20 protein-coding genes are annotated in these 19,683 nt (G+C 59.2%); 16 read left to right on the top strand and 4 right to left on the bottom strand.

Annotated features, from left to right (window positions below):
* The first annotated feature begins 6 nt into the window (after positions 1–6).
* The 8 genes from hpaA (at position 7) to ABLV76_RS16730 (ending at position 8,201) form a co-directional block, all read left to right on the top strand.
* On the top strand, positions 7–897 hold the full coding sequence (hpaA, locus tag ABLV76_RS16765; protein WP_004204176.1) for a 4-hydroxyphenylacetate catabolism regulatory protein HpaA: 891 nt from the start codon (positions 7–9) through the stop codon (positions 895–897).
* Positions 898–1,120: 223 nt separating this feature from the next.
* On the top strand, positions 1,121–2,683 hold the full coding sequence (gene hpaB, locus ABLV76_RS16760) for a 4-hydroxyphenylacetate 3-monooxygenase, oxygenase component (RefSeq protein WP_002887473.1): 1,563 nt from the start codon (positions 1,121–1,123) through the stop codon (positions 2,681–2,683).
* A 19-nt stretch (positions 2,684–2,702) separates the two neighbouring features.
* Positions 2,703–3,215, top strand: coding sequence for a 4-hydroxyphenylacetate 3-monooxygenase reductase subunit (locus ABLV76_RS16755; RefSeq protein WP_017899127.1), 513 nt, complete (start codon positions 2,703–2,705; stop codon positions 3,213–3,215).
* Positions 3,216–3,510: 295 nt separating this feature from the next.
* Positions 3,511–5,661 (top strand): carbon starvation CstA family protein, encoded by a 2,151-nt coding sequence (locus ABLV76_RS16750; protein WP_004204173.1) that lies wholly within the window; start codon positions 3,511–3,513, stop codon positions 5,659–5,661.
* Between the two features lie 110 nt (positions 5,662–5,771).
* On the top strand, positions 5,772–5,975 hold the full coding sequence (locus tag ABLV76_RS16745; protein ID WP_004204171.1) for a YbdD/YjiX family protein: 204 nt from the start codon (positions 5,772–5,774) through the stop codon (positions 5,973–5,975).
* 11 nt (positions 5,976–5,986) lie between these two features.
* Positions 5,987–6,943 (top strand): GTPase, encoded by a 957-nt coding sequence (yjiA, locus tag ABLV76_RS16740; protein WP_094334268.1) that lies wholly within the window; start codon positions 5,987–5,989, stop codon positions 6,941–6,943.
* A 392-nt stretch (positions 6,944–7,335) separates the two neighbouring features.
* Positions 7,336–7,881 (top strand): YfaZ family outer membrane protein, encoded by a 546-nt coding sequence (locus tag ABLV76_RS16735; protein ID WP_004204167.1) that lies wholly within the window; start codon positions 7,336–7,338, stop codon positions 7,879–7,881.
* A complete protein-coding gene (locus tag ABLV76_RS16730; RefSeq protein ID WP_004204165.1) occupies positions 7,881–8,201 on the top strand; it encodes a hypothetical protein in 321 nt (106 codons plus the stop codon). Before ABLV76_RS16735 ends, ABLV76_RS16730 begins: the two co-directional genes overlap by 1 nt.
* A 48-nt stretch (positions 8,202–8,249) precedes the next feature.
* Here ABLV76_RS16730 and ABLV76_RS16725 read toward each other — a convergent pair whose 3' ends face one another.
* Positions 8,250–9,620, bottom strand: coding sequence for an NAD-dependent succinate-semialdehyde dehydrogenase (locus ABLV76_RS16725; protein ID WP_080848013.1), 1,371 nt, complete (start codon positions 9,618–9,620; stop codon positions 8,250–8,252).
* A 159-nt stretch (positions 9,621–9,779) separates the two neighbouring features.
* Positions 9,780–10,694 (bottom strand): Rpn family recombination-promoting nuclease/putative transposase, encoded by a 915-nt coding sequence (locus tag ABLV76_RS16720; protein ID WP_348878394.1) that lies wholly within the window; start codon positions 10,692–10,694, stop codon positions 9,780–9,782.
* 215 nt (positions 10,695–10,909) lie between these two features.
* On the opposite strand from ABLV76_RS16720, the gene ABLV76_RS16715 reads away from it, so the two are divergent.
* The 8 genes from ABLV76_RS16715 (at position 10,910) to ABLV76_RS16680 (ending at position 17,563) form a co-directional block, all read left to right on the top strand.
* Positions 10,910–11,725 carry an AraC family transcriptional regulator gene (locus tag ABLV76_RS16715; protein WP_136084706.1) on the top strand — a complete coding sequence of 272 codons (816 nt, stop codon included), beginning with the start codon at positions 10,910–10,912 and terminating at the stop codon, positions 11,723–11,725.
* Positions 11,726–11,772: 47 nt separating this feature from the next.
* On the top strand, positions 11,773–12,435 hold the full coding sequence (locus ABLV76_RS16710) for a LysE family translocator (RefSeq protein WP_049092928.1): 663 nt from the start codon (positions 11,773–11,775) through the stop codon (positions 12,433–12,435).
* Positions 12,428–13,720, top strand: a complete 1,293-nt coding sequence (locus tag ABLV76_RS16705; protein WP_023319661.1) for a DUF445 domain-containing protein — start codon at positions 12,428–12,430, stop codon at positions 13,718–13,720. Before ABLV76_RS16710 ends, ABLV76_RS16705 begins: the two co-directional genes overlap by 8 nt.
* A gap of 53 nt (positions 13,721–13,773) precedes the next feature.
* Positions 13,774–15,021, top strand: coding sequence for a multidrug efflux MFS transporter MdtM (gene mdtM / locus ABLV76_RS16700; RefSeq protein WP_167878480.1), 1,248 nt, complete (start codon positions 13,774–13,776; stop codon positions 15,019–15,021).
* A gap of 25 nt (positions 15,022–15,046) precedes the next feature.
* Complete coding sequence (locus ABLV76_RS16695) at positions 15,047–15,286, top strand: DUF2164 domain-containing protein (protein ID WP_004204157.1); 240 nt, start codon at positions 15,047–15,049, stop codon at positions 15,284–15,286.
* Between the two features lie 97 nt (positions 15,287–15,383).
* Positions 15,384–16,535: a double-cubane-cluster-containing anaerobic reductase gene (locus tag ABLV76_RS16690; protein ID WP_348878393.1), complete on the top strand. Its 1,152-nt coding sequence runs from the start codon at positions 15,384–15,386 to the stop codon at positions 16,533–16,535.
* A gap of 9 nt (positions 16,536–16,544) precedes the next feature.
* On the top strand, positions 16,545–17,312 hold the full coding sequence (yjiL, locus tag ABLV76_RS16685; RefSeq protein ID WP_017899136.1) for a putative 2-hydroxyacyl-CoA dehydratase activator YjiL: 768 nt from the start codon (positions 16,545–16,547) through the stop codon (positions 17,310–17,312).
* Positions 17,309–17,563, top strand: a complete 255-nt coding sequence (locus ABLV76_RS16680) for a DUF3343 domain-containing protein (RefSeq protein WP_004204154.1) — start codon at positions 17,309–17,311, stop codon at positions 17,561–17,563. The genes yjiL and ABLV76_RS16680 overlap by 4 nt, the downstream gene beginning before the upstream one ends.
* Here the strand turns inward: ABLV76_RS16680 and ABLV76_RS16675 are convergent.
* Together ABLV76_RS16675 and ABLV76_RS16670 are read right to left on the bottom strand one after the other, a co-directional pair.
* Positions 17,560–18,624, bottom strand: a complete 1,065-nt coding sequence (locus ABLV76_RS16675; RefSeq protein ID WP_004204153.1) for a DUF2955 domain-containing protein — start codon at positions 18,622–18,624, stop codon at positions 17,560–17,562. The two genes, ABLV76_RS16680 and ABLV76_RS16675, sit on opposite strands and share 4 nt — an antisense overlap.
* Complete coding sequence (locus tag ABLV76_RS16670; RefSeq protein WP_064151040.1) at positions 18,614–19,681, bottom strand: HlyD family secretion protein; 1,068 nt, start codon at positions 19,679–19,681, stop codon at positions 18,614–18,616. Before ABLV76_RS16670 ends, ABLV76_RS16675 begins: the two co-directional genes overlap by 11 nt.
* Positions 19,682–19,683 lie beyond the last annotated feature (2 nt).

Below are 19,683 nucleotides of genomic sequence, written 5' to 3'. Positions count from 1 at the left end.
GCGGGTATGTGTCAGCATTCCATCGCCAACATCGACATCAATAAAGATTACGACGAGAGCCTGGGTACCGAAGAGGTGCACTATCAGTCGTTTGCCCGTATGGCGGCCTTTTTTGGCCGCGACATGCAGGCGCATCGCCACGACCGCTATTTTCAGATGCACTTTCTTGATACCGGGCAGATTGAGCTGCAGCTTGATGACCATCGCTACTCGGTGCAGGCGCCGCTGTTTGTGATAACGCCGCCTTCGGTGCCGCACGCCTTTATTACCGAGTCCGATAGCGATGGTCACGTGTTGACGGTGCACGAAGAACTCATCTGGCCGCTGCTGGAGGTGCTTTATCCCGGCACGCGGGAGACCTTCGGCCTGCCGGGGATCTGCCTGTCGCTGGCGGATAAACCCGACGAGCTGGCGGCGCTGGCGCACTACTGGCAGCTGATTCGCCGGGAATCTACCGCCCAGTTGCCGGGGCGCGAGCATACCCTGGCGCTGCTGGCGCAGGCGGTCTTTACCCTGCTATTGCGTAACGCAAAGCTCGACGATCACGCTGCCAGCGGCATGCGCGGCGAGCTGAAGCTATTCCAGCGCTTTAACCAGATGATCGACAGCCACTACCATCAGCACTGGACGGTACCGGATTACGCCAGGGAGCTGCACCTGACCGAATCGCGGCTGACCGATATCTGTCGCCGCTTTGCCAACCGTTCGCCGAAGCGGCTGATATTCGACCGCCAGCTACGCGAGGCGAAGCGGCTGCTGTTGTTTTCCGATAGCGCGGTTAATGAGATAGCCTGGCAGCTGGGGTTTAAAGATCCCGCTTATTTTGCGCGCTTTTTTAGCCGCCAGGTCGGCTGCTCGCCCAGCAGCTACCGGGCGCAAAAAGTACCGGTATCGTAAGTCCCCGCTGGCGCTGCGCCTGCCGGACGATGGCCCACAGGTCGGGTCAGCGCCGCGCCAGCCGGCAAAAGCTGCAGAGATCACAAAATTCACTCCCGCCTGAAAAGTACCCGTCGTTGTCGCAAACGTCCCTTCACGACAAGCGCAACAACCGCTTCAATTAAACAACAAAAACAAAACATATATTTAACATTATTTTCCGATAAATACTGAAGAGGCCCCTATGAAACCTGAAGATTTCCGCGCCGACGCGAAACGCCCGTTAACTGGCGAAGAATATTTAAAAAGCCTGCAGGATGGCCGCGAAATTTATATCTACGGCGAGCGCGTGAAGGATGTCACCACCCACCCGGCTTTCCGTAATGCCGCGGCTTCTGTCGCGCAACTGTACGATGCGCTGCACAAACCGGAGATGCAGGATTCCCTGTGCTGGGGCACCGATACCGGCAGCGGCGGCTACACCCATAAATTCTTCCGCGTGGCGAAAAGCGCCGACGATCTGCGCCAGCAGCGCGACGCCATCGCCGAGTGGTCACGCCTAAGCTACGGCTGGATGGGCCGCACCCCGGACTATAAAGCCGCCTTCGGCTGCGCGCTGGGCGCCAACCCGGCGTTTTACGGCCAGTTCGAGCAGAACGCCCGCAACTGGTACACCCGCATTCAGGAAACCGGCCTGTACTTTAACCATGCGATCGTCAACCCGCCGATCGACCGCCACAAGCCGGCTGATGAAGTGAAGGATGTCTACATCAAGCTGGAAAAAGAGACCGATGCCGGGATTATCGTCAGCGGCGCGAAAGTAGTCGCCACCAACTCGGCGCTGACCCACTACAACATGATCGGCTTCGGCTCCGCACAGGTGATGGGCGAGAACCCGGACTTCGCGCTGATGTTCGTCGCGCCGATGGATGCCGAAGGGGTGAAGCTTATCTCCCGCGCCTCCTATGAGATGGTCGCCGGCGCGACCGGGTCCCCGTACGACTATCCGCTCTCCAGCCGTTTCGACGAGAACGACGCGATTTTGGTCATGGATAAAGTGCTGATCCCCTGGGAGAACGTGCTGATTTACCGCGACTTTGACCGCTGCCGTCGCTGGACCATGGAGGGCGGTTTCGCCCGCATGTATCCGCTGCAGGCCTGCGTGCGCCTGGCGGTGAAACTGGACTTTATCACCGCCCTGCTGAAGCGTTCTCTGGAATGTACCGGTACCCTCGAATTCCGCGGTGTGCAGGCCGACCTTGGCGAAGTTGTGGCGTGGCGCAACATGTTCTGGGCGTTAAGCGATTCCATGTGCTCGGAAGCGACGCCGTGGGTCAACGGCGCATGGCTGCCGGATCACGCCGCGCTGCAGACCTATCGCGTGATGGCCCCGATGGCCTACGCCAAGATCAAAAACATCATCGAGCGCAACGTCACCAGCGGCCTGATTTATCTGCCGTCCAGCGCCCGCGATCTGAACAACCCGCAGATCGACCAGTATCTGGCGAAGTACGTGCGCGGCTCCAACGGTATGGATCACGTTGAACGCATCAAGATCCTCAAACTGATGTGGGACGCCATCGGCAGCGAATTCGGCGGCCGCCACGAGCTGTATGAAATCAACTACTCCGGTAGCCAGGATGAGATTCGCCTGCAGTGTCTGCGCCAGGCGCAGAGCTCCGGCAATATGGACAAGATGATGGCGATGGTCGACCGCTGCCTTTCCGAGTACGACCAGAACGGCTGGACGGTGCCGCATCTGCACAATAACGCTGATATCAACATGTTGGATAAGCTGCTGAAGTAATTCGCAGCGGGAGGTCATAATGCAATTAGATGAACAACGCCTGCGTTTTCGCGATGCCATGGCCAGCCTGTCGGCGGCGGTGAATGTGGTCACTACCGCAGGCGAAGCCGGCCGCTGCGGGATTACCGCCACGGCGGTGTGCTCGGTGACGGATACGCCGCCATCGGTGATGGTGTGTATCAACGCCAACAGCGCGATGAACCCGGTGTTTCAGGGCAACGGCAAGTTGTGCATCAACGTGCTGAACCACGAACAGGAAATCATGGCCCGTCATTTCGCCGGGATGACCGGGGTGACGATGGAAGAGCGGTTTGCCCTCAGCGGCTGGCAGCACGGCGCGCTCGGGCAGCCGGTGCTGAAGGGCTCGCTGGCCAGTCTCGAAGGCGAGATTAGCCAGGTGCAAACCATCGGTACCCACCTGGTATATCTGGTGGAGATCCGCAATATTACCCTGAGCCCGCAAGGCCACGGCCTGATTTACTTTAAACGCCGTTTCCACCCGGTGATGATGGACATGGAAGTCGCGGTGTAATGGCCTCGCCTGCTCCTCCCCGGTTGGGGAGGAGCGTTAACCAACAGAGTCGCAGGCCACAATCTCCTGTGATCACAATCACATAATCCAGCCCTGTTCACTTCGTAGCCAACCGCTTACCCCCTCCAGTAACCGTTTAACCCCCTATACAACCACTCACCGATTTACCCAACTTTACGCGCGCGTAGTTCTGGCAAGATCGAAGCCAGCCTAGCTAATCAATACCTCCATTAACCCTTACTTAAAACCAGACGGCTTCGGCCAATTATTCATCTAATTAACGCCAGGTTTTACTATGGATACCAAAAAACTACTCAAGCACATACCCTGGGTGATTCTCGGAATCATCGGGGCATTTTGCCTCTCAGTCGTCGCCCTGCGCCGCGGTGAGCACGTCAGTGCCCTGTGGATCGTCGTGGCGTCGGTTTCCGTGTACCTCGTCGCCTACCGGTATTACAGCCTGTATATCGCGCAGAAGGTGATGAAGCTTGACCCGACGCGCTCGACGCCGGCGGTCATTAATAACGATGGCCTGAACTATGTGCCGACCAACCGCTACGTGCTGTTTGGCCACCACTTCGCCGCCATTGCCGGCGCCGGCCCGCTGGTGGGCCCGGTGCTTGCCGCGCAGATGGGCTATCTGCCTGGCACCCTCTGGCTGCTGGCCGGCGTGGTGCTGGCGGGGGCAGTACAGGACTTTATGGTGCTGTTTATCTCCTCGCGGCGTAACGGTGCCTCGCTGGGCGAGATGATCAAGCAGGAGATGGGGCCGGTTCCGGGCTCTATCGCCCTGTTCGGCTGCTTCCTGATTATGATCATCATCCTCGCGGTACTGGCGCTGATCGTAGTGAAAGCGCTGGCGGAGAGCCCGTGGGGCGTCTTTACCGTCTGCTCGACGGTACCTATCGCGCTGTTCATGGGTATCTACATGCGCTTCCTGCGCCCGGGCCGCGTGGGTGAAGTGTCGGTTATCGGTATCGTGCTGCTGGTGGCCTCCATCTGGTTCGGCGGCATTATTGCTCACGACCCCTACTGGGGCCCGGCGCTGACCTTTAAAGACACCACCATCACCTTTACCCTGATTGGCTACGCGTTTATCTCCGCCCTGCTGCCGGTATGGCTGATTCTGGCGCCGCGTGACTATCTGGCTACTTTCCTGAAAATCGGCGTTATCGTCGGCCTGGCGCTGGGGATCGTTATCCTCAACCCGGACCTGAAAATGCCGGCAGTGACCCAGTACATTGATGGCACCGGCCCGCTGTGGAAAGGCGCCCTGTTCCCGTTCCTGTTTATCACTATCGCCTGCGGCGCGGTCTCCGGCTTCCACGCGCTGATCGCCTCCGGCACCACGCCGAAGCTGCTGGCCAACGAAACCGATGCCCGCTTTATCGGCTATGGCGCGATGCTGATGGAATCTTTCGTGGCCATCATGGCGCTGGTCGCGGCATCGATTATCGAACCGGGTCTCTACTTCGCGATGAACACCCCGCCGGCGGGCCTGGGCATCGTCATGCCGAACCTGCACGAAATGGGCGGTGAAAACGCGGCGATGATCGCCGCGCAGCTGAAAGAAGTGACCGTTCACGCGGCGGCGACCGTCAGCTCCTGGGGCTTCGTGATTTCACCTGAGCAGATCCTGCAGACGGCGAAAGATATCGGCGAACCTTCGGTACTGAACCGCGCCGGCGGCGCGCCGACGCTGGCCGTCGGTATCGCCCACGTGTTCCATAAAATCATCCCGATGGCGGATATGGGCTTCTGGTACCACTTTGGTATCCTGTTTGAAGCGCTGTTTATCCTCACCGCGCTGGATGCCGGTACCCGCGCAGGCCGCTTTATGCTGCAGGATCTGCTGGGTAACTTCGTGCCGTTCCTGAAAAAAACCGACTCGCTGGTCGCCGGGATTATCGGTACCGCGGGCTGCGTCGGGCTGTGGGGCTACCTGCTGTATCAGGGCGTGGTCGACCCGCTGGGCGGCGTGAAGAGCCTGTGGCCGCTGTTCGGTATTTCTAACCAGATGCTGGCCGCCGTGGCGCTGGTGCTTGGCACCGTGGTGCTGGTCAAAATGCAGCGCACCAAATATATCTGGGTCACCGTGATCCCGGCTGCGTGGCTGCTGCTGTGCACCACCTGGGCGCTGGGTCTGAAGCTGTTCAGCACCAACCCGCAGATGGAAGGCTTCTTCTTTATGGCTCAGCAGTATAAAGAGAAGATCGCCGCCGGCGGCGAGCTGACCGCGCAGCAGATTGCCAACATGAATCATATCGTGGTCAACAACTACACCAACGCCGGGCTGAGTATCCTGTTCCTGGTGGTGGTGTACAGCATCATCTTCTACGGCATCAAAACCTGGCTCAACGTGCGCAACAATAAGGTGCGCACCGACAAAGAGACCCCGTACGTGCCGGTACCGGAAGGCGGTGTGAAGACCTCGTCACATCATTAACTCTGATGCCGGATAGCGCTACGTTTATCCGGCCTACAAACAAGCGCATTAACGTAGGCCGGATAAGGCGCGAGTCGCCATCCGGCTTTATTCGTTATCTGGAACTTACAATGTTTGGTAACTTAGGTCAGGCTAAAAAATATCTCGGTCAGGCGGCGAAAATGCTGATTGGCATTCCGGATTACGACAACTACGTCGCCCATATGCAAACCAACCATCCGGATCAGCCGTACATGACTTATGAAGAATTCTTCCGCGAACGCCAGCAGGCCCGCTACGGCGGCGACGGCAAAGGCGGCGTACGCTGCTGTTAATGGAGGCAATAATGGCACCGATTGCAGTCACCCTACTCACCGGTTTTCTCGGCGCAGGAAAAACCACCCTCCTGCGCCATATCCTGAATGAGCAGCACGGTTTCAAAATCGCCGTGATTGAAAATGAATTTGGCGAAGTCTCCGTTGACGATCAGCTGATCGGCGACCGCGCCACGCAGATCAAAACCCTGACCAACGGCTGCATCTGCTGTACGCGCTCCAACGAACTGGAAGACGCCCTGCTCGATCTCCTCGACAGCCGCGATCGCGGCGAAATCGAGTTTGACCGGCTGGTGATTGAGTGCACCGGCATGGCCGACCCGGGGCCGATTATCCAGACCTTTTTCTCCCATGAGGTGCTTTGCGAGCGCTATCTGCTGGATGGCGTGATCGCCCTGGTGGATGCGGTCCATGCCGACCAGCAGATGGATCAGTTCACCATTGCCCAGTCGCAGGTGGGCTACGCGGACCGCATATTGCTGACCAAAACTGATGTTGCCGGCGATACCGAAAAGCTGCGCGAACGCCTGGCGCGCATCAATGCCCGGGCGCCGATTTATACCGTCATTCATGGCGATATCGATCTAAGCCAGCTGTTTAACACCAGCGGCTTTATGCTGGAAGAGAAGGTCGTTAACAGCACACCGCGTTTCCACTTTATGGCCGAGAAGCAAAACGACGTGTCATCAATCGTGGTTGAGATGGATTACCCGGTGGATATCAGCGAGGTATCACGGGTAATGGAAAACCTGCTGCTCTCCTTCGCCGATCAATTGATGCGCTATAAAGGGATGCTGTGGATCGACGGCGAGCCGAATCGGCTGCTGTTCCAGGGCGTGCAGCGCCTCTACAGCGCCGACTGGGATCGCCCGTGGGGCGATGAAACGCCGCATACCACGCTGGTGTTTATCGGCATTCAGTTGCCGGAAGAGGAAATTCGCGCGGCGTTTGCCGGGTTACGACGCTAACCTACCCGCCTGCGCGCTAAGGCGCAGGCCCCCTTCTCTCACCGCACATCGTCAAAGACAGGAACAAAACGTCGTCATCGCGTCGAAAAATGTAAATCAACGTTTTTATAAGTAACAGTAGAAACACTTTTGGAAATAATAAGAAACTAAATGAATAGGATCCTTAATAATTAATGCCCGCCCTGTTCAGTTTCTGTTTAGCTCTCCCATTAAACCTCTGCTAAACAGACCAAATTTCATGATTGACCTCGCCGTAACCCAACGTCTTTACAACATTATCAAAACACACCGCTGACAAAACCAGCATAAAAAATCGAAGTAAGTCACATTTGCAGAGGTAAACATCGATTGTTAAGGTGCCCTCAGACAAATTTAATGACGAGGAGCAAACCATGAAAAAGCTTAACATCCTTATTGTTGCTGCCCTGACCGCGGTCTCTGGTTCCGCCATGGCAATGGGGTTTACCGTTGAACAAGGTAAGAATTTTACCAACCTGAATATGGAAATGGGTAAATCCTCTTCCGGCCTGTATGCCGAAAGCCACTGGCTGAAGAATACCGATGACGGTAGCCAGACCGGCGGCGTTGGCGCGGGTTACAATCTGGAAGTGGGCCCGGTGATGCTCAACGCTGGCGCGAAAGCTATCTATCTGGGACCGAAAAAAGGCGATAACGGCGTCGCGTTTCCGGTCGGCGGCGGGGTGAACGTGGCCCTGACCGACAGCATCCACGTATTTGGCGAAGGGTATGTCGCGCCCGACGGCCTGAACAACAGCGTGAAAAACTATGTTGAAGCGAACGGCGGCGTGAGCTGGTCCCCGGTTGGTCCATTGACCCTGAAGGTGGGTTACCGTCACGTGAGCGTTGACGGCAAAGAGGGCCGCCCAAACCACACCCTGATTGACGGCGCCTACGTAGGCGGCGGGGTTACCTTCTGATGAAATCACGTCTCGCCGCGCTCTCTGCGCTGAGCCTGGCGTTGCTGCTGACCGGCTGCACTCAGTATACCTGGGTGAAGCCGGGTTTAAGCGATGCCGAGATGCATAAAAAGCTCACCGAATGTGAAGCGCAGGCCCTGGTCGATCTCCCGCCGGATAACGTGGTGACCGGATCCAGTTCAGAAAAAACGGACAAAAAGCAAAAGAAACAGGATGTTGAAACAAGTTATACGGTAGAAGACGCGAATGAATATCAGCGGGAGACCTTAGTCGACAGCTGTATGTTCAAAAGCGGCTGGGATAAAGTCGAAGTGCAATAAATCTATTATAAAAAAACCTGCCGGATGGCAGGTTTTTTTATGGCCGGCCTAGCGGCGCACCACCACCAGCTTCTGGTTCACGAACTCTTTGATCCCGAGATCGGAGAGCTCCCGGCCATAACCGGAACGCTTCACGCCGCCAAACGGCAGTTCGGGCGCGGTATCGGTCAGCCAGTTGATATAGACCATCCCGGTTTCAATGGCGGATGCCATCCGTTTGGCGCGTTCGATGTCCTGACTGAACACCGCGCCGCCCAGGCCATAGTGAGAATCATTGGCAAGCGCAATCGCCTCCTCATCGTTTTTCACCACGTAGATCTGCGCCACCGGGCCAAAGAACTCTTCGAAGTACGCCGGGTTGTCACGGGTGATACCGGTCAGGATAGTGGGTTCAAAGAAGTTGCCTTCCCGCGCCACCGCTTTGCCGCCCAGATGCAGCGTGGCGCCGTTTTTGACCGCCTCATCCACCTGCTTGCTTAAGGTTTCCAGCGCATCTTTAGAAGAGAGCGGCCCCAGCGTGGTGCTTTCATCCAGCGGATCGCCTATTTTTACCTGGCGAAATGCCTCGCTAAATTTCGTCAGAAACGACTCAGCGATGCTCTCATGCAGAATAAACCGCTTGGCGGCAGTACACACCTGGCCGGCGTTATTCAGCCGCGCCTGGACGCCGATTTTCACCGCGCGCTCGAGCTCAGCATCATCGAGCACCACAAACACATCGTTGCCGCCGAGTTCCAGGGTCGATTTCTTAATATGCTTCGCCGCCTGCGCCGCCACCACGCTGCCGGCTTTTTCCGACCCGGTCAGCGCCGCCCCCTGCACACGGTCGTCGGCGATAATCTTCGCCACCTGATCCTGAGAGATAAACAGATTGGTCCACGCCCCTTCCGGTGCGCCGGCCTCGCGCACCAGATGAGCAAAGGTCTCCGCGCAGTGCGGCACGATGCTGGCGTGTTTGGCGATAACCGGGTTCCCGGCCGCCAGGTTTGGCGCCAGGACGCGCATCAGCTGGTAATAGGGGAAGTTCCACGGCTCCACCGCCAGTAAGACGCCAATGGGGTGGTGCTCAACCCAGGCTTCACCCAGTTCGGAGGGATACTTCACCGGCGCCAGGAACGATTTGGCGTTATCGGCGTAATAGCGGGCGATTTGCGCGCACAGTTTCACTTCGCCGCGGCTCTGCTTAATGAGTTTCCCCATCTCCTGGCTGGCGATTTTCGCCAGATCTTCCACCCGGCTGTCGATCAGATCCGCCAGCTTATGCAGCACCGCCAGGCGCGGTTCAATATCGCCTTTCGCCCAGGCCGAATGATAGAGCGCATCCGCCTGCCGCAGCGCCGCCTCCACGTCCGCATCGCTGTGCGCCGGGTACGTTTTAATAAGCTGATTGTTCGCAGGATTCACCGTCTGATAGGCCATATCGCATGTCTCCTTGTTATCGCTATAAAGGCAGTCAAAAATGCCGTTAAGGATATTAAGGGTAGTCGAGATGGCTGGCGATGCGGGTAAAGTTAGGTATATCCGGAATATTCCATAACGATGGCTAACCGGGGCGACCGTCAGGCCGCCCCGGCGTTATCAATGCGCCAGCGCGGCGACCTCATCGGCGGTCAGGCCGGTGATTTTCACCACCGTCTCGCGGGCAATGCCGTCGGCCAGCATCCTCTGGGCAATGCGCAGCGCTTCAGCATGCTGTCCCTCCTGCCGGCCTTCCCGTTTGCCTTTTCTGCGGCCCACTTCCTGTATTCGTTCGGCGATGGTCATCAATCTCTCCCTGTGCTGAGGAACCCGTTGTGCCACTTTGTGGATAAACCGGCCAAAGCGGCGCGCGTTGCCAGTGTGCAGCAGATAATTAAACAGCGTTTTTATCTGCCTGTCATTAGCGTCACCGCTAAGTAAAATCGTCGTCAGTTGCTCAACAATCCCCATTAAATCGCGCTGGCGAATATGCTTCTGTATCAGCTCGAGTAATGCCACGCGCCGTTGACGAACGATCTCATCGTCGGGGATCACCGTGATATCCACCAGCGGAAAGGGCGAGGCATAAAGCTCCCACGCCAGCGGTGGATCGGCAAAGCAGTCCAGCCAGTTGAGCGACCACGGGTATGGCGTGGTCGCTCCGTGATAGAACAGCATCGGCACCACCAGCGGCAGTCTGGTATGACCGCTATCCAGATGGCGCTGCATCGCGGCGATGGCGTAGCGCATCAGGCGGAAGGCCATCTGCGTATCCGGCGAGCTCTGATGTTCGATAACCACATAAATGTAGCCCTCGCCAGACGCGGTTTTGAGTGACCACAGCACATCGGAGTACCAGGCCCGCAGGCTCTCCTCGATAAAGCTTGCCGACTCCAGCTGTAAGGTATCGAGGTCGCAGCGCTGACGCAGCGCAGGCGGTAGATGGATCGCCAGGAAATCACGGGCGATGTCGGCCTGAGTGAGAAACTGTTTAAACACCGCATCATGCGGCGTCGAGGTGGTGCCCTTTGCCATCGGCTCATCCCTGCCTGCTTATCCTGCAGGGACTCTACCTCCCATGAATGTCTCTGGCACCCCGGAAACCGGAGTTTTACGTTCCGCGACGAAAACATATTTCCCCGGACTGCAAGCGTGACATCCTTTTTCGACGCGGTACGCAAATCCCGGCGGGCGACAGCCTCGGCGCAGCATGCTATAAACGATTTATCCCCTCAGCAAAGGTCGATGCGGTGAACCATACCCGAGATATTCCCCAAACCTTCTGGCGAGACGATCGCCTGCCGTGGCTGGAGCTGCGCAGCACCTGGCGCAGCCGTCAGGCCTATAAGCGCCACAGCCACCCGCAGCTCTCGGTGGGGGCGATTATCGACGGTGAAACGCGCTGCCTGTGCAATGGACAGGAATATCTCCTGCAGCCCGGGGATCTGATCGTGATCCCGCCGCACGCGCCGCATAGCTGTAATCCGCTGCGTGACCAGCCGCGCAGCTATCATATGCTGTACCTGGAGGCGGCATGGTGCCATGCGCAGCGTCCGGATATTCCCCCTACCGTCAGCATGGCTTCGCCGCAGCCGCTGCTGCGCGACAGCCCTCTCTTTGCCTGCTTCCAGCAGATTGTCGCCCTGATGAGCCGCGGCCGCATTGAGCAACTGCCAGCCCGGGTGGCGCAGCTCCTGCACGCGCTGCCGCTGTGCGCCGCCGCGCCGCAGGCGCCACATCACGCCAGCGCCCTGCTGTTTCAGCGCCTGGCGACAGATCTGCCGGCTCCGCCATCGCTGGATAAACTGGCCCACGATAGCGCGCTACGTAAAGAGACCGTTATCCGCGCCGTGAAACAGGATACCGGCCTGACGCCCGCCAGTTTGATCAATATGGCGCGCATCGAATATGCGAAAACGCGCTTACGCGCCGGGGACCCTATCGCCGACGTCGGCTATCAGGCCGGCTTTGCCGATCAGAGCCATTTCCATAAAACCTTTGTCAGCTATACCGCTGCCACGCCGCGGCAGTATGCGCACAGCAGATCAATTTCCGACAATAAGTAATTTTCCATCTGGCGTAGGGTGGCCTCAGCACCATTATCGAGGCCACTATGCATACCTTATCGACTCTCTTCCCCGCCGCCTTCCCGGCGTTAGCCCTGTCCCACTTTGTCGCCCTGCTCAGTCCGGGCCCCGATTTTTTTCTGCTGGTCGGTTACGCTGTACGCTACCGGATCCGCGGCAGCCTCGGACTGTGTCTCGGCATCGCCGCCGGCAATGCGCTGTATATTGTTCTGGCCATCGTTGGCTGGGGACTTCTGCGCCAGGCGCCGCTGCTGTTTTTACTCATCGAGCTGTTGGGCGCGGGCTACTTACTGTGGATTGGCAGCCTGCTGATTCGCAGCCGTCCCGCGGCGCTGGCGGTGGAGAGCGTTCGCACATCGCGTCCGGGGTTCGGCAAGCAGCTACTGCTGGGGCTGGGGTCATCGCTGCTCAACCCGAAGAATGCGCTGTTTTATCTGGCGCTGATGACCTCCCTGCTGGGGCCGGCGGTCACCCTGCTGCAGCAAACGGTGAGCGGGCTGTGGATGGTCAGCGTGGTGTTCTTCTGGGATTTACTGCTGGTGAGCGCGATTGCGCTGCCGCAGGTACAGCGCCGCCTGAGCGCCATCGTCTGGCGGGTCGAGCGGGCTGCGGGGGCGATCCTGATGATGTTCGGTCTGTGGATTATCTGGCGATTTTTGCACGACCTCGCCGTCAGGTTATATGCTTAAGTTTATGGAAAAACTCGCTGAACTGAAACGCGCCAAACTGCTGGCGCTGTCGCTGCTGCTGATCGCCGCCGCGCTATTTATCACCACCCTGCTGCTGCCGCCGACGCCGTGGGTCAGCGCGCTGAAGGCCATTTCCGAAGCGGCGATGGTCGGGGCGCTGGCCGACTGGTTTGCGGTGGTGGCCCTGTTTCGCCGTATTCCGCTGCCCTTTGTCGCCCGCCATACCGCGATTATCCCGCGCAACAAAGATCGCATCGCCGACAACCTCGGCCGCTTCGTTGAGGAGAAATTCCTCGATACCCCGTCGCTGGTGGCGCTGATCCGCCGCTATCAACCAGCGCTGATGCTCGGCAACTGGTTCAGCCAGCCTGAGAACGCCCGGCGGGTTGGCCAACACCTGCTGCAGGTGATGAGCGGTTTTCTCGAACTGACCGATGACGCCCGCATTCAGCGCCTGCTGCGGCGCGCGGTGCATAAGGCGATCGATAAGGTCGACCTGACGCAGACCAGCGCCATGATGCTGGAGGGGCTGACCCGCGACAACCGCCATCAAAAGCTGCTGGATTCGCTGATAAATCAGCTGATCGCCCTGCTGCAGCGCGACAGCTCCCGCGCTTTTATCGCCCGCGGCATCGTACACTGGCTGGAGACCGAACATCCGCTGAAGGCCAGGCTGTTACCCACCGAGTGGCTCGGCGAGCACAGCGCCGAGATGGTCACCGACGCCGTGAATACCCTGCTGGACGAAGTCACCCACGATCGCACCCACCAGATCCGCCAGACCTTTGACCGCGCGACGCAAAAGCTAATCGATAACCTGAAATCCGACCCGGAACTGGCGCAGAAGGCCGATAACATCAAAGCCTGGCTGAAAAACGATGAGACCTTCAACCGCTATCTTGGCGAAGTGTGGGGAGACCTGCGCGGCTGGGTAAAAAACGATATCAGCAGCGACGACTCGCGTATCAAGCAGCGCATCGCCGAGGCCGGCCAGTGGTTCGGTGAAACCTTACTCCGCGACGACGCGCTGCGCGAATCGCTCAACGAACACCTGGAGCAGGCGGCACATCGGGTGGCGCCGGAGTTCGCCGCCTTCCTCACTCGACATATCAGCGACACGGTGAAGAGCTGGGACGCCCGCGATATGTCGCGGCAGATCGAGCTCAACATCGGTAAAGATCTGCAGTTCATCCGCATCAACGGCACCCTGGTGGGGGGAACTATCGGTCTGTTGTTGTGGCTGCTCTCGCAGATCCCCTCGCTGCTGCATCTGCATATTGGTTAGCAATGATACTATCTGAACAATAGCGCTGATAAATATTCCACAGGGAGGGCGAGATAATGCACCGGATGACCCACTGGCTAACCCGGCACGCCGCCGCGCTGTTCTTCCCGGCGGCGCTCATTCTGTATGATTTTTCCGCCTATCTCACCACCGACCTGATCCAGCCGGGGATCCTCCACGTGGTGCGGGATTTCAACGCCGATGTGGCGCTGGCTCCAGCCTCGGTAAGCCTGTATATGGCCGGCGGCATGGCGCTGCAGTGGCTGCTGGGGCCGCTCTCTGACCGAATCGGACGGCGTCCGGTACTGCTCACCGGCGCGCTCATTTTCACCCTCGCCTGCCTGGCGACGCTGTTCACCACCTCCATGACCCAGTTCCTGATTGCCCGCTTCGTGCAGGGCACCAGCATCTGCTTTATCGCCACCGTCGGCTACGTCACCGTGCAGGAAGCCTTTGAGGAAAAAAGGTCGATCAGGCTGATGGCGGTGATCACCTCCGTCGTGCTGGTGGCGCCGATCGTCGGCCCGCTCTCCGGCGCGGCGCTGATGCATTTTATCCACTGGAAAGCGCTGTTCGGCATTATCGCCGCCATGGGGCTGGTGGCCTGGCTGGGGCTGCTGTTGACCATGCCGGAGACGGTGCGCCGGGGCGAGGTGCCGTTCAGCCCCCTGGGCGTACTGCGCGATTTTCGCAACGTCTTTCGCAACCGCATCTTTTTGCTCGGCGCCGCCACGCTGTCGCTGAGCTATATTCCGCTGATGAGCTGGGTGGCGGTATCGCCGGTGATTTTAATGGACGCCGGCGGGCTGACCACCAGCGAGTTCGCCTGGAGCCAGGTGCCGGTCTTCAGCGCCGTCATCATCGCCAACCTGTCGGTGGCGCGCTGGGTAAAAGATCCCACCCGCCCGCGCTTTGTGCTGAGCGCGGTGCCGGTACAGATGCTCGGCCTGGCCATCCTGATCGTTGGGAATCTGGTATGGCCGCACGTCTGGCTGTGGTCGGTGCTCGGCACCTGCTTCTACGCCTTCGGCATCGGGCTAATTTTCCCGACGCTGTTCCGCTTTACCCTCTTTTCCAACGACCTGCCGAAAGGCACGGTCTCCGCCTCGCTGAATATCGTGATCCTCAGCGTCAGCGCCTTATCGATTGAAGGCGCGCGCTGGCTGTGGTTCCATGGCGGGAGACTGCCCTTCCACCTGTTAGCGGTGGCCGCCGGGCTCATCGCCGCCTGCTGCCTCGCCGGACTGTTACGCCACCAGCGTCAGTGTGCGCAAGCGGTCATTGAAGCCCGGCAGTCGTGACCCCTTTTACGGAGAAAGCCCCATCATGAGTGAGATTGAACTCAGCCCGGCGCAGCGTGACCTGCTGCGCGACAGGCTCAGCAAGTACTGCGAAGAGACGTTTAACCTCGAGCTGGAGCAGTTTGACGCTGAATTTTTTGTCGACTTTATCGCCCAGGAGCTGGGGCCGCTGTTCTACAACGCCGGTATCGAAGAGGCCATCCGCACTCATCTGGCGTGGAGCGAGCGGATCCAGGAAGAGATGGATTTAAAGAAGGTCTATTAACGCCGCGCGCAGACGCAGGAGATCAATAAAAGCATACAAACAACAGGGTTATAATGGCGGCTCTTTCAGCATCTCCCGTGTACGGGGAAGGAAAACCATGTCGCTTATCACCGATCTACCCGCTATTTTTGACCAGTTCTCGGAAGCTCGCCAGAAGGGCTTTCTCACCGTCATGGATCTTAAAGAGCAGAACGTGCCGCTGGTGGGTACCTACTGCACCTTTATGCCTCAGGAGATCGCTATGGCGGCGGGGGCCGTGGTGGTCTCGCTGTGCTCTACCTCCGATGAAACCATCGAGGAAGCGGAAAAAGATCTGCCGCGCAACCTCTGCCCGTTAATCAAAAGCAGCTACGGCTTCGGCAAAACCGATAAATGCCCCTACTTCTATTTCTCTGACCTGGTGGTCGGGGAAACCACCTGCGACGGCAAAAAGAAAATGTACGAGTACATGGCCGAGTTCAAGGCGGTCCACGTGATGCAGCTGCCGAACAGCGCCAGCGACGCGGCCTCCCGCGCGCTGTGGAAAAAGGAGATCCTGCGCCTGCAGCAGGTGATTGAGGCGCGGTTTGGCGCGCCGATTAGCGAGGCGGCGCTGCGTGAAGCCATCGTGCTGAAAAACCGTGAACGCCGGGCGCTGGCCCACTTTTATCGTCTCGGGCAGCTCAATCCGCCGGCGCTCAGCGGCGGCGACATCCTGAAAGTGGTGTACGGCGCCACCTTCCGCTTCGACAAAACCGCGCTGATTGACGAGCTCAACGCCATGGCGGAGCGCATCCGTCAGGAGTGGCAGCAGGGTAAACGGCTGGCATCCCGCCCGCGCATTCTGATCACCGGCTGCCCGATCGGCGGCGCGGCGGAGAAAGTGGTTCGCGCCATCGAAGAAAACGGCGGCTGGGTGGTAGGCTATGAAAACTGCACCGGTGCGAAGGCCACCGAGCGCTGCGTGGCGGAAGAGGGCGACGTCTACGACGCCTTAACCGACAAATATCTCGCCATCGGCTGCTCCTGTATTTCCCCTAACCATCAGCGCCTGCAGCTGCTGAGCCAGATGGTGGAGGAGTACCAGGCCGACGGAGTGATCGACGTCATTCTGCAGGCCTGCCATACCTATGCCGTGGAATCGCTGGCCATTAAACGCCATCTCCGCCAGCAGCACGACCTTCCTTATATGGCGATAGAAACCGACTATTCGACAGCGGACCTCGGCCAGCTCAGCACCCGCGTCGCCGCCTTTATCGAAATGCTATAAGGAGCACGCGTGATCTACACGGTTGGTATTGATTCCGGCTCCACTGCCACGAAAGGCATCCTGCTCGCGGACGGGGTGGTTACGCGTCGTTTCCTCTGCCCGACCCCCTTTCGCCCCGCCGACGCCATCCATGAGGCCTGGGAGACGCTGCGCGCTGGCCTCGCGGAAACGCCCTTTTTAACCCTCACCGGCTATGGCCGCCAGCTGGTGGATTTCGCCAATAAACAGGTGACGGAGATTTCCTGTCATGGTCTCGGCGCCCGCCTGCTGGCGCCGGACACCCGCACGGTGATTGATATCGGCGGCCAGGACAGCAAGGTTATCCAGCTGGATGCCGGGGGCAACCTCAGCGACTTTCTGATGAATGACAAATGCGCCGCCGGCACCGGCCGCTTTCTGGAGGTCATTTCACGCACCCTCGGCGCCAGCGTCGAACAGCTGGACGCCATTACCGACGGCGTGGAACCGCATGCCATCACCAGCATGTGTACGGTATTCGCCGAATCGGAAGTCATCAGCCTGCGGTCGGCGGGGGTCGCGCCGGAGGCGATTCTGGCGGGGGTGATTAACGCCATGGCCCGGCGCAGCGCGAACTTTATCGGCCGCTTATCAGCGCAGGGGCCGCTGCTGTTTACCGGCGGCGTCAGCCACTGCGCCGCCTTTGCCCGCATGCTGGAAAGCCATGTCGGCATGGCGGTGACAACCCATCCCGACGCCCAGTTCGCCGGGGCGATCGGCGCGGCGCTGATCGGCCAGCGCCAGCGGAGGCGCGGATGACAACGTTTCTGTTTTTATTTCATTCCACGGTGGGAGTGGTGCGAACGCGCAAAGCCCTGCAGGCGGCGGGAATGACCTTCGAGGTCAAAGATATTCCCCGCCAGCTGCGCAGCGGCTGCGGGCTGTGCATCCTGCTTGAGGGGACGGAAGCCGACGCGCGAGCCTGGATCGTCCCGGAACAGACGGCGGCGTTATATCAGCAGGACGGGGAAGCGTGGCGCTGTCTCGCCACCTTCCCACCGGCAGGTTAATCGCTTACCACAAAGCGCGTCGCCGCAAAGCAGTTCAGCAGACGGTGCATAAGAAAAACCAGGGTCAGCGTGACCACCAGCGAGACCGTCACCGAGGTGATGCGGTACAGATCGCTGAACACCAGATCCTGATAGGGATGCAGGTTTTGGCCAAACATAATGCCGATGGTGGTAATGCTGGCGAAGCCCACCCCGGCGCCCACTTTCTCCATCACGTGCAGGCGGGCGCTAAAGGCCAGCCCGAGGCCAATCAGCGGCATCATCAGGATCATGTGATTGCTGAAGTCATAGATAATCAGCTGCACCACCAGAATATAGAGACAGGCCAGCACCACCCCCGCCACGCGCCAGATCGAGCTGATCACCGCCCCGCGATAGTGCATCGGGAACAGGATCAGGATCCCGGCCATCAGCGCCGACAGCGAGTCGCTGAGATCGCAGATCTGAAACACCACGAAGATGATCGTCGCCACCGTGCCGGAGAGCAGCGACTCGTGGCGGATGCGGGCGGCGTCTTTTTCAATGCGCGGCGGCGGCTTGCGCGGTTCGACGTCCGGGATCAGGTAATGCAGCAGCGCGCTCAGCGCCACCGCCAGCACGCACGCTTCCATGTTGGAGAACATCAGAGTGTGCCAGTTGCTGGTCGGGTAGCTCATAAAGTTGAGCATCGTGCTCTGACACACCACCCCCATCGACCCCAGCAGAAACAGCGGCCCCTGGCTCATAAAGCGAAAACGCATCACGTACAGGGCGAACACCACCAGCGTCATGATCACCGGCCATTGCGACAGATAACCGACAATCAGCACCATTTCGACGCAGTTCACCGCCGCGCTGAACACAAACTGGCGGGCGACGTGGCGGTTGAACACCGGCACCAGCGACATCAGCATCAGCGGATACACCACAAAAAATACGCCGTACTGCACGTCGTAGAAGGTGGAGATGCTGAGCGCAATGGTCCCGGCCACGGCGATACGCACCGTCTGGCGAAAATCATTCGCCGTGTAGACGATATTGCCGTGCGGGGTAAAGACGTGCGCCAGGGTATTAATAGACATAGTGCAACCAGCTCACCAGATGGATCTGCAGGCCGGCGAAGGTGCGGGCGAAAGGTCCCTCGCTATTGTACAGCTGCACCGTGGCGCGGGCGCCGGTCGGCAGCGGTTTCGCCAGCGGCTGATCCAGCGCGACGTGAATGCGCATTCGCTGGGCATCACGCACCCAGCGGGTGGACTGTTCCGGCTGCGACAGCTGCCCGTTAACCGCCTCCTGCCCCGCCAGAATCCCGGCATCGCTGCTGGTCACGTGCGCCGGGAAAACTTCCCCCGGCAAGGCGTCAAAAACCACCGCCGCATCGGTGTTTACCGCGGTGTGGCGCAGGCTCTTCTCACGGAAGTCAGCGACGATATCGGTATTGTTGTTGACCAGCGCCAGCACGGCTGTCGCCGCGGTGGCGTAGATCCCCGGGTTAAGCTGCAGGTTGCTGACCATGCCGTCAGTTTCCGCACGCACTTTGGTCCAGGCCAGGTTCAGCTGCGCCTCCTCCAGCGCGTTGCGGTATTTCTGCAGGGTGACGTTGCGCTTATCGTCGCGCTCGCCGCGCTGGATCAGCAGGTTCTGGATCTGCGCGTTCAGCGCCGAGACCGTCTGCTCGCTGGTCTGCCAGGTGGTCCGCACCTTGTCGAGATCGGACTGCGAGACGTTCTGCATGGTGCTCAGGCGCTGATAGCGATCGAGCGTGACCTTATCGTTACGGGCGGTGTACTGCGCGGTGCGCAGGTTGGCGCGGGCGGCGGCGATTTGCGCGTCCAGCTGCTGGTTGCTCAGTTTCGCCTGTTCAAGGGCGATCTGTGCCGCTTCAACTTTATTAATGAATGGCGTCGGGTCGAGCTCATACAGCAGGTCGCCCTTTTTCACCTGGCTATTGTTATGCACGTAGACGTGCGAGACATAGCCGGAGACCCGCGACGAAACCGGGGTCACCACGCGCATGACCGTGGAGTCCGGCGTCAGCGGGATCCAGATATCGGCAACGATAAACCAGGCGAATATTCCCAGAAAAGCGGCAATACTCACCCGTACCCAGCGGGCAAATTTTTGTTCAGGCGTCATCATAG

It is taken from the genome of Klebsiella sp. GB_Kp047 (genome assembly GCF_040065235.1).
Lineage (GTDB): Bacteria > Pseudomonadota > Gammaproteobacteria > Enterobacterales > Enterobacteriaceae > Klebsiella > Klebsiella quasipneumoniae.
The sequence above is the reverse complement of the archived record's forward strand: the minus strand, read 5'-3'. Positions and strand labels throughout refer to the sequence as shown.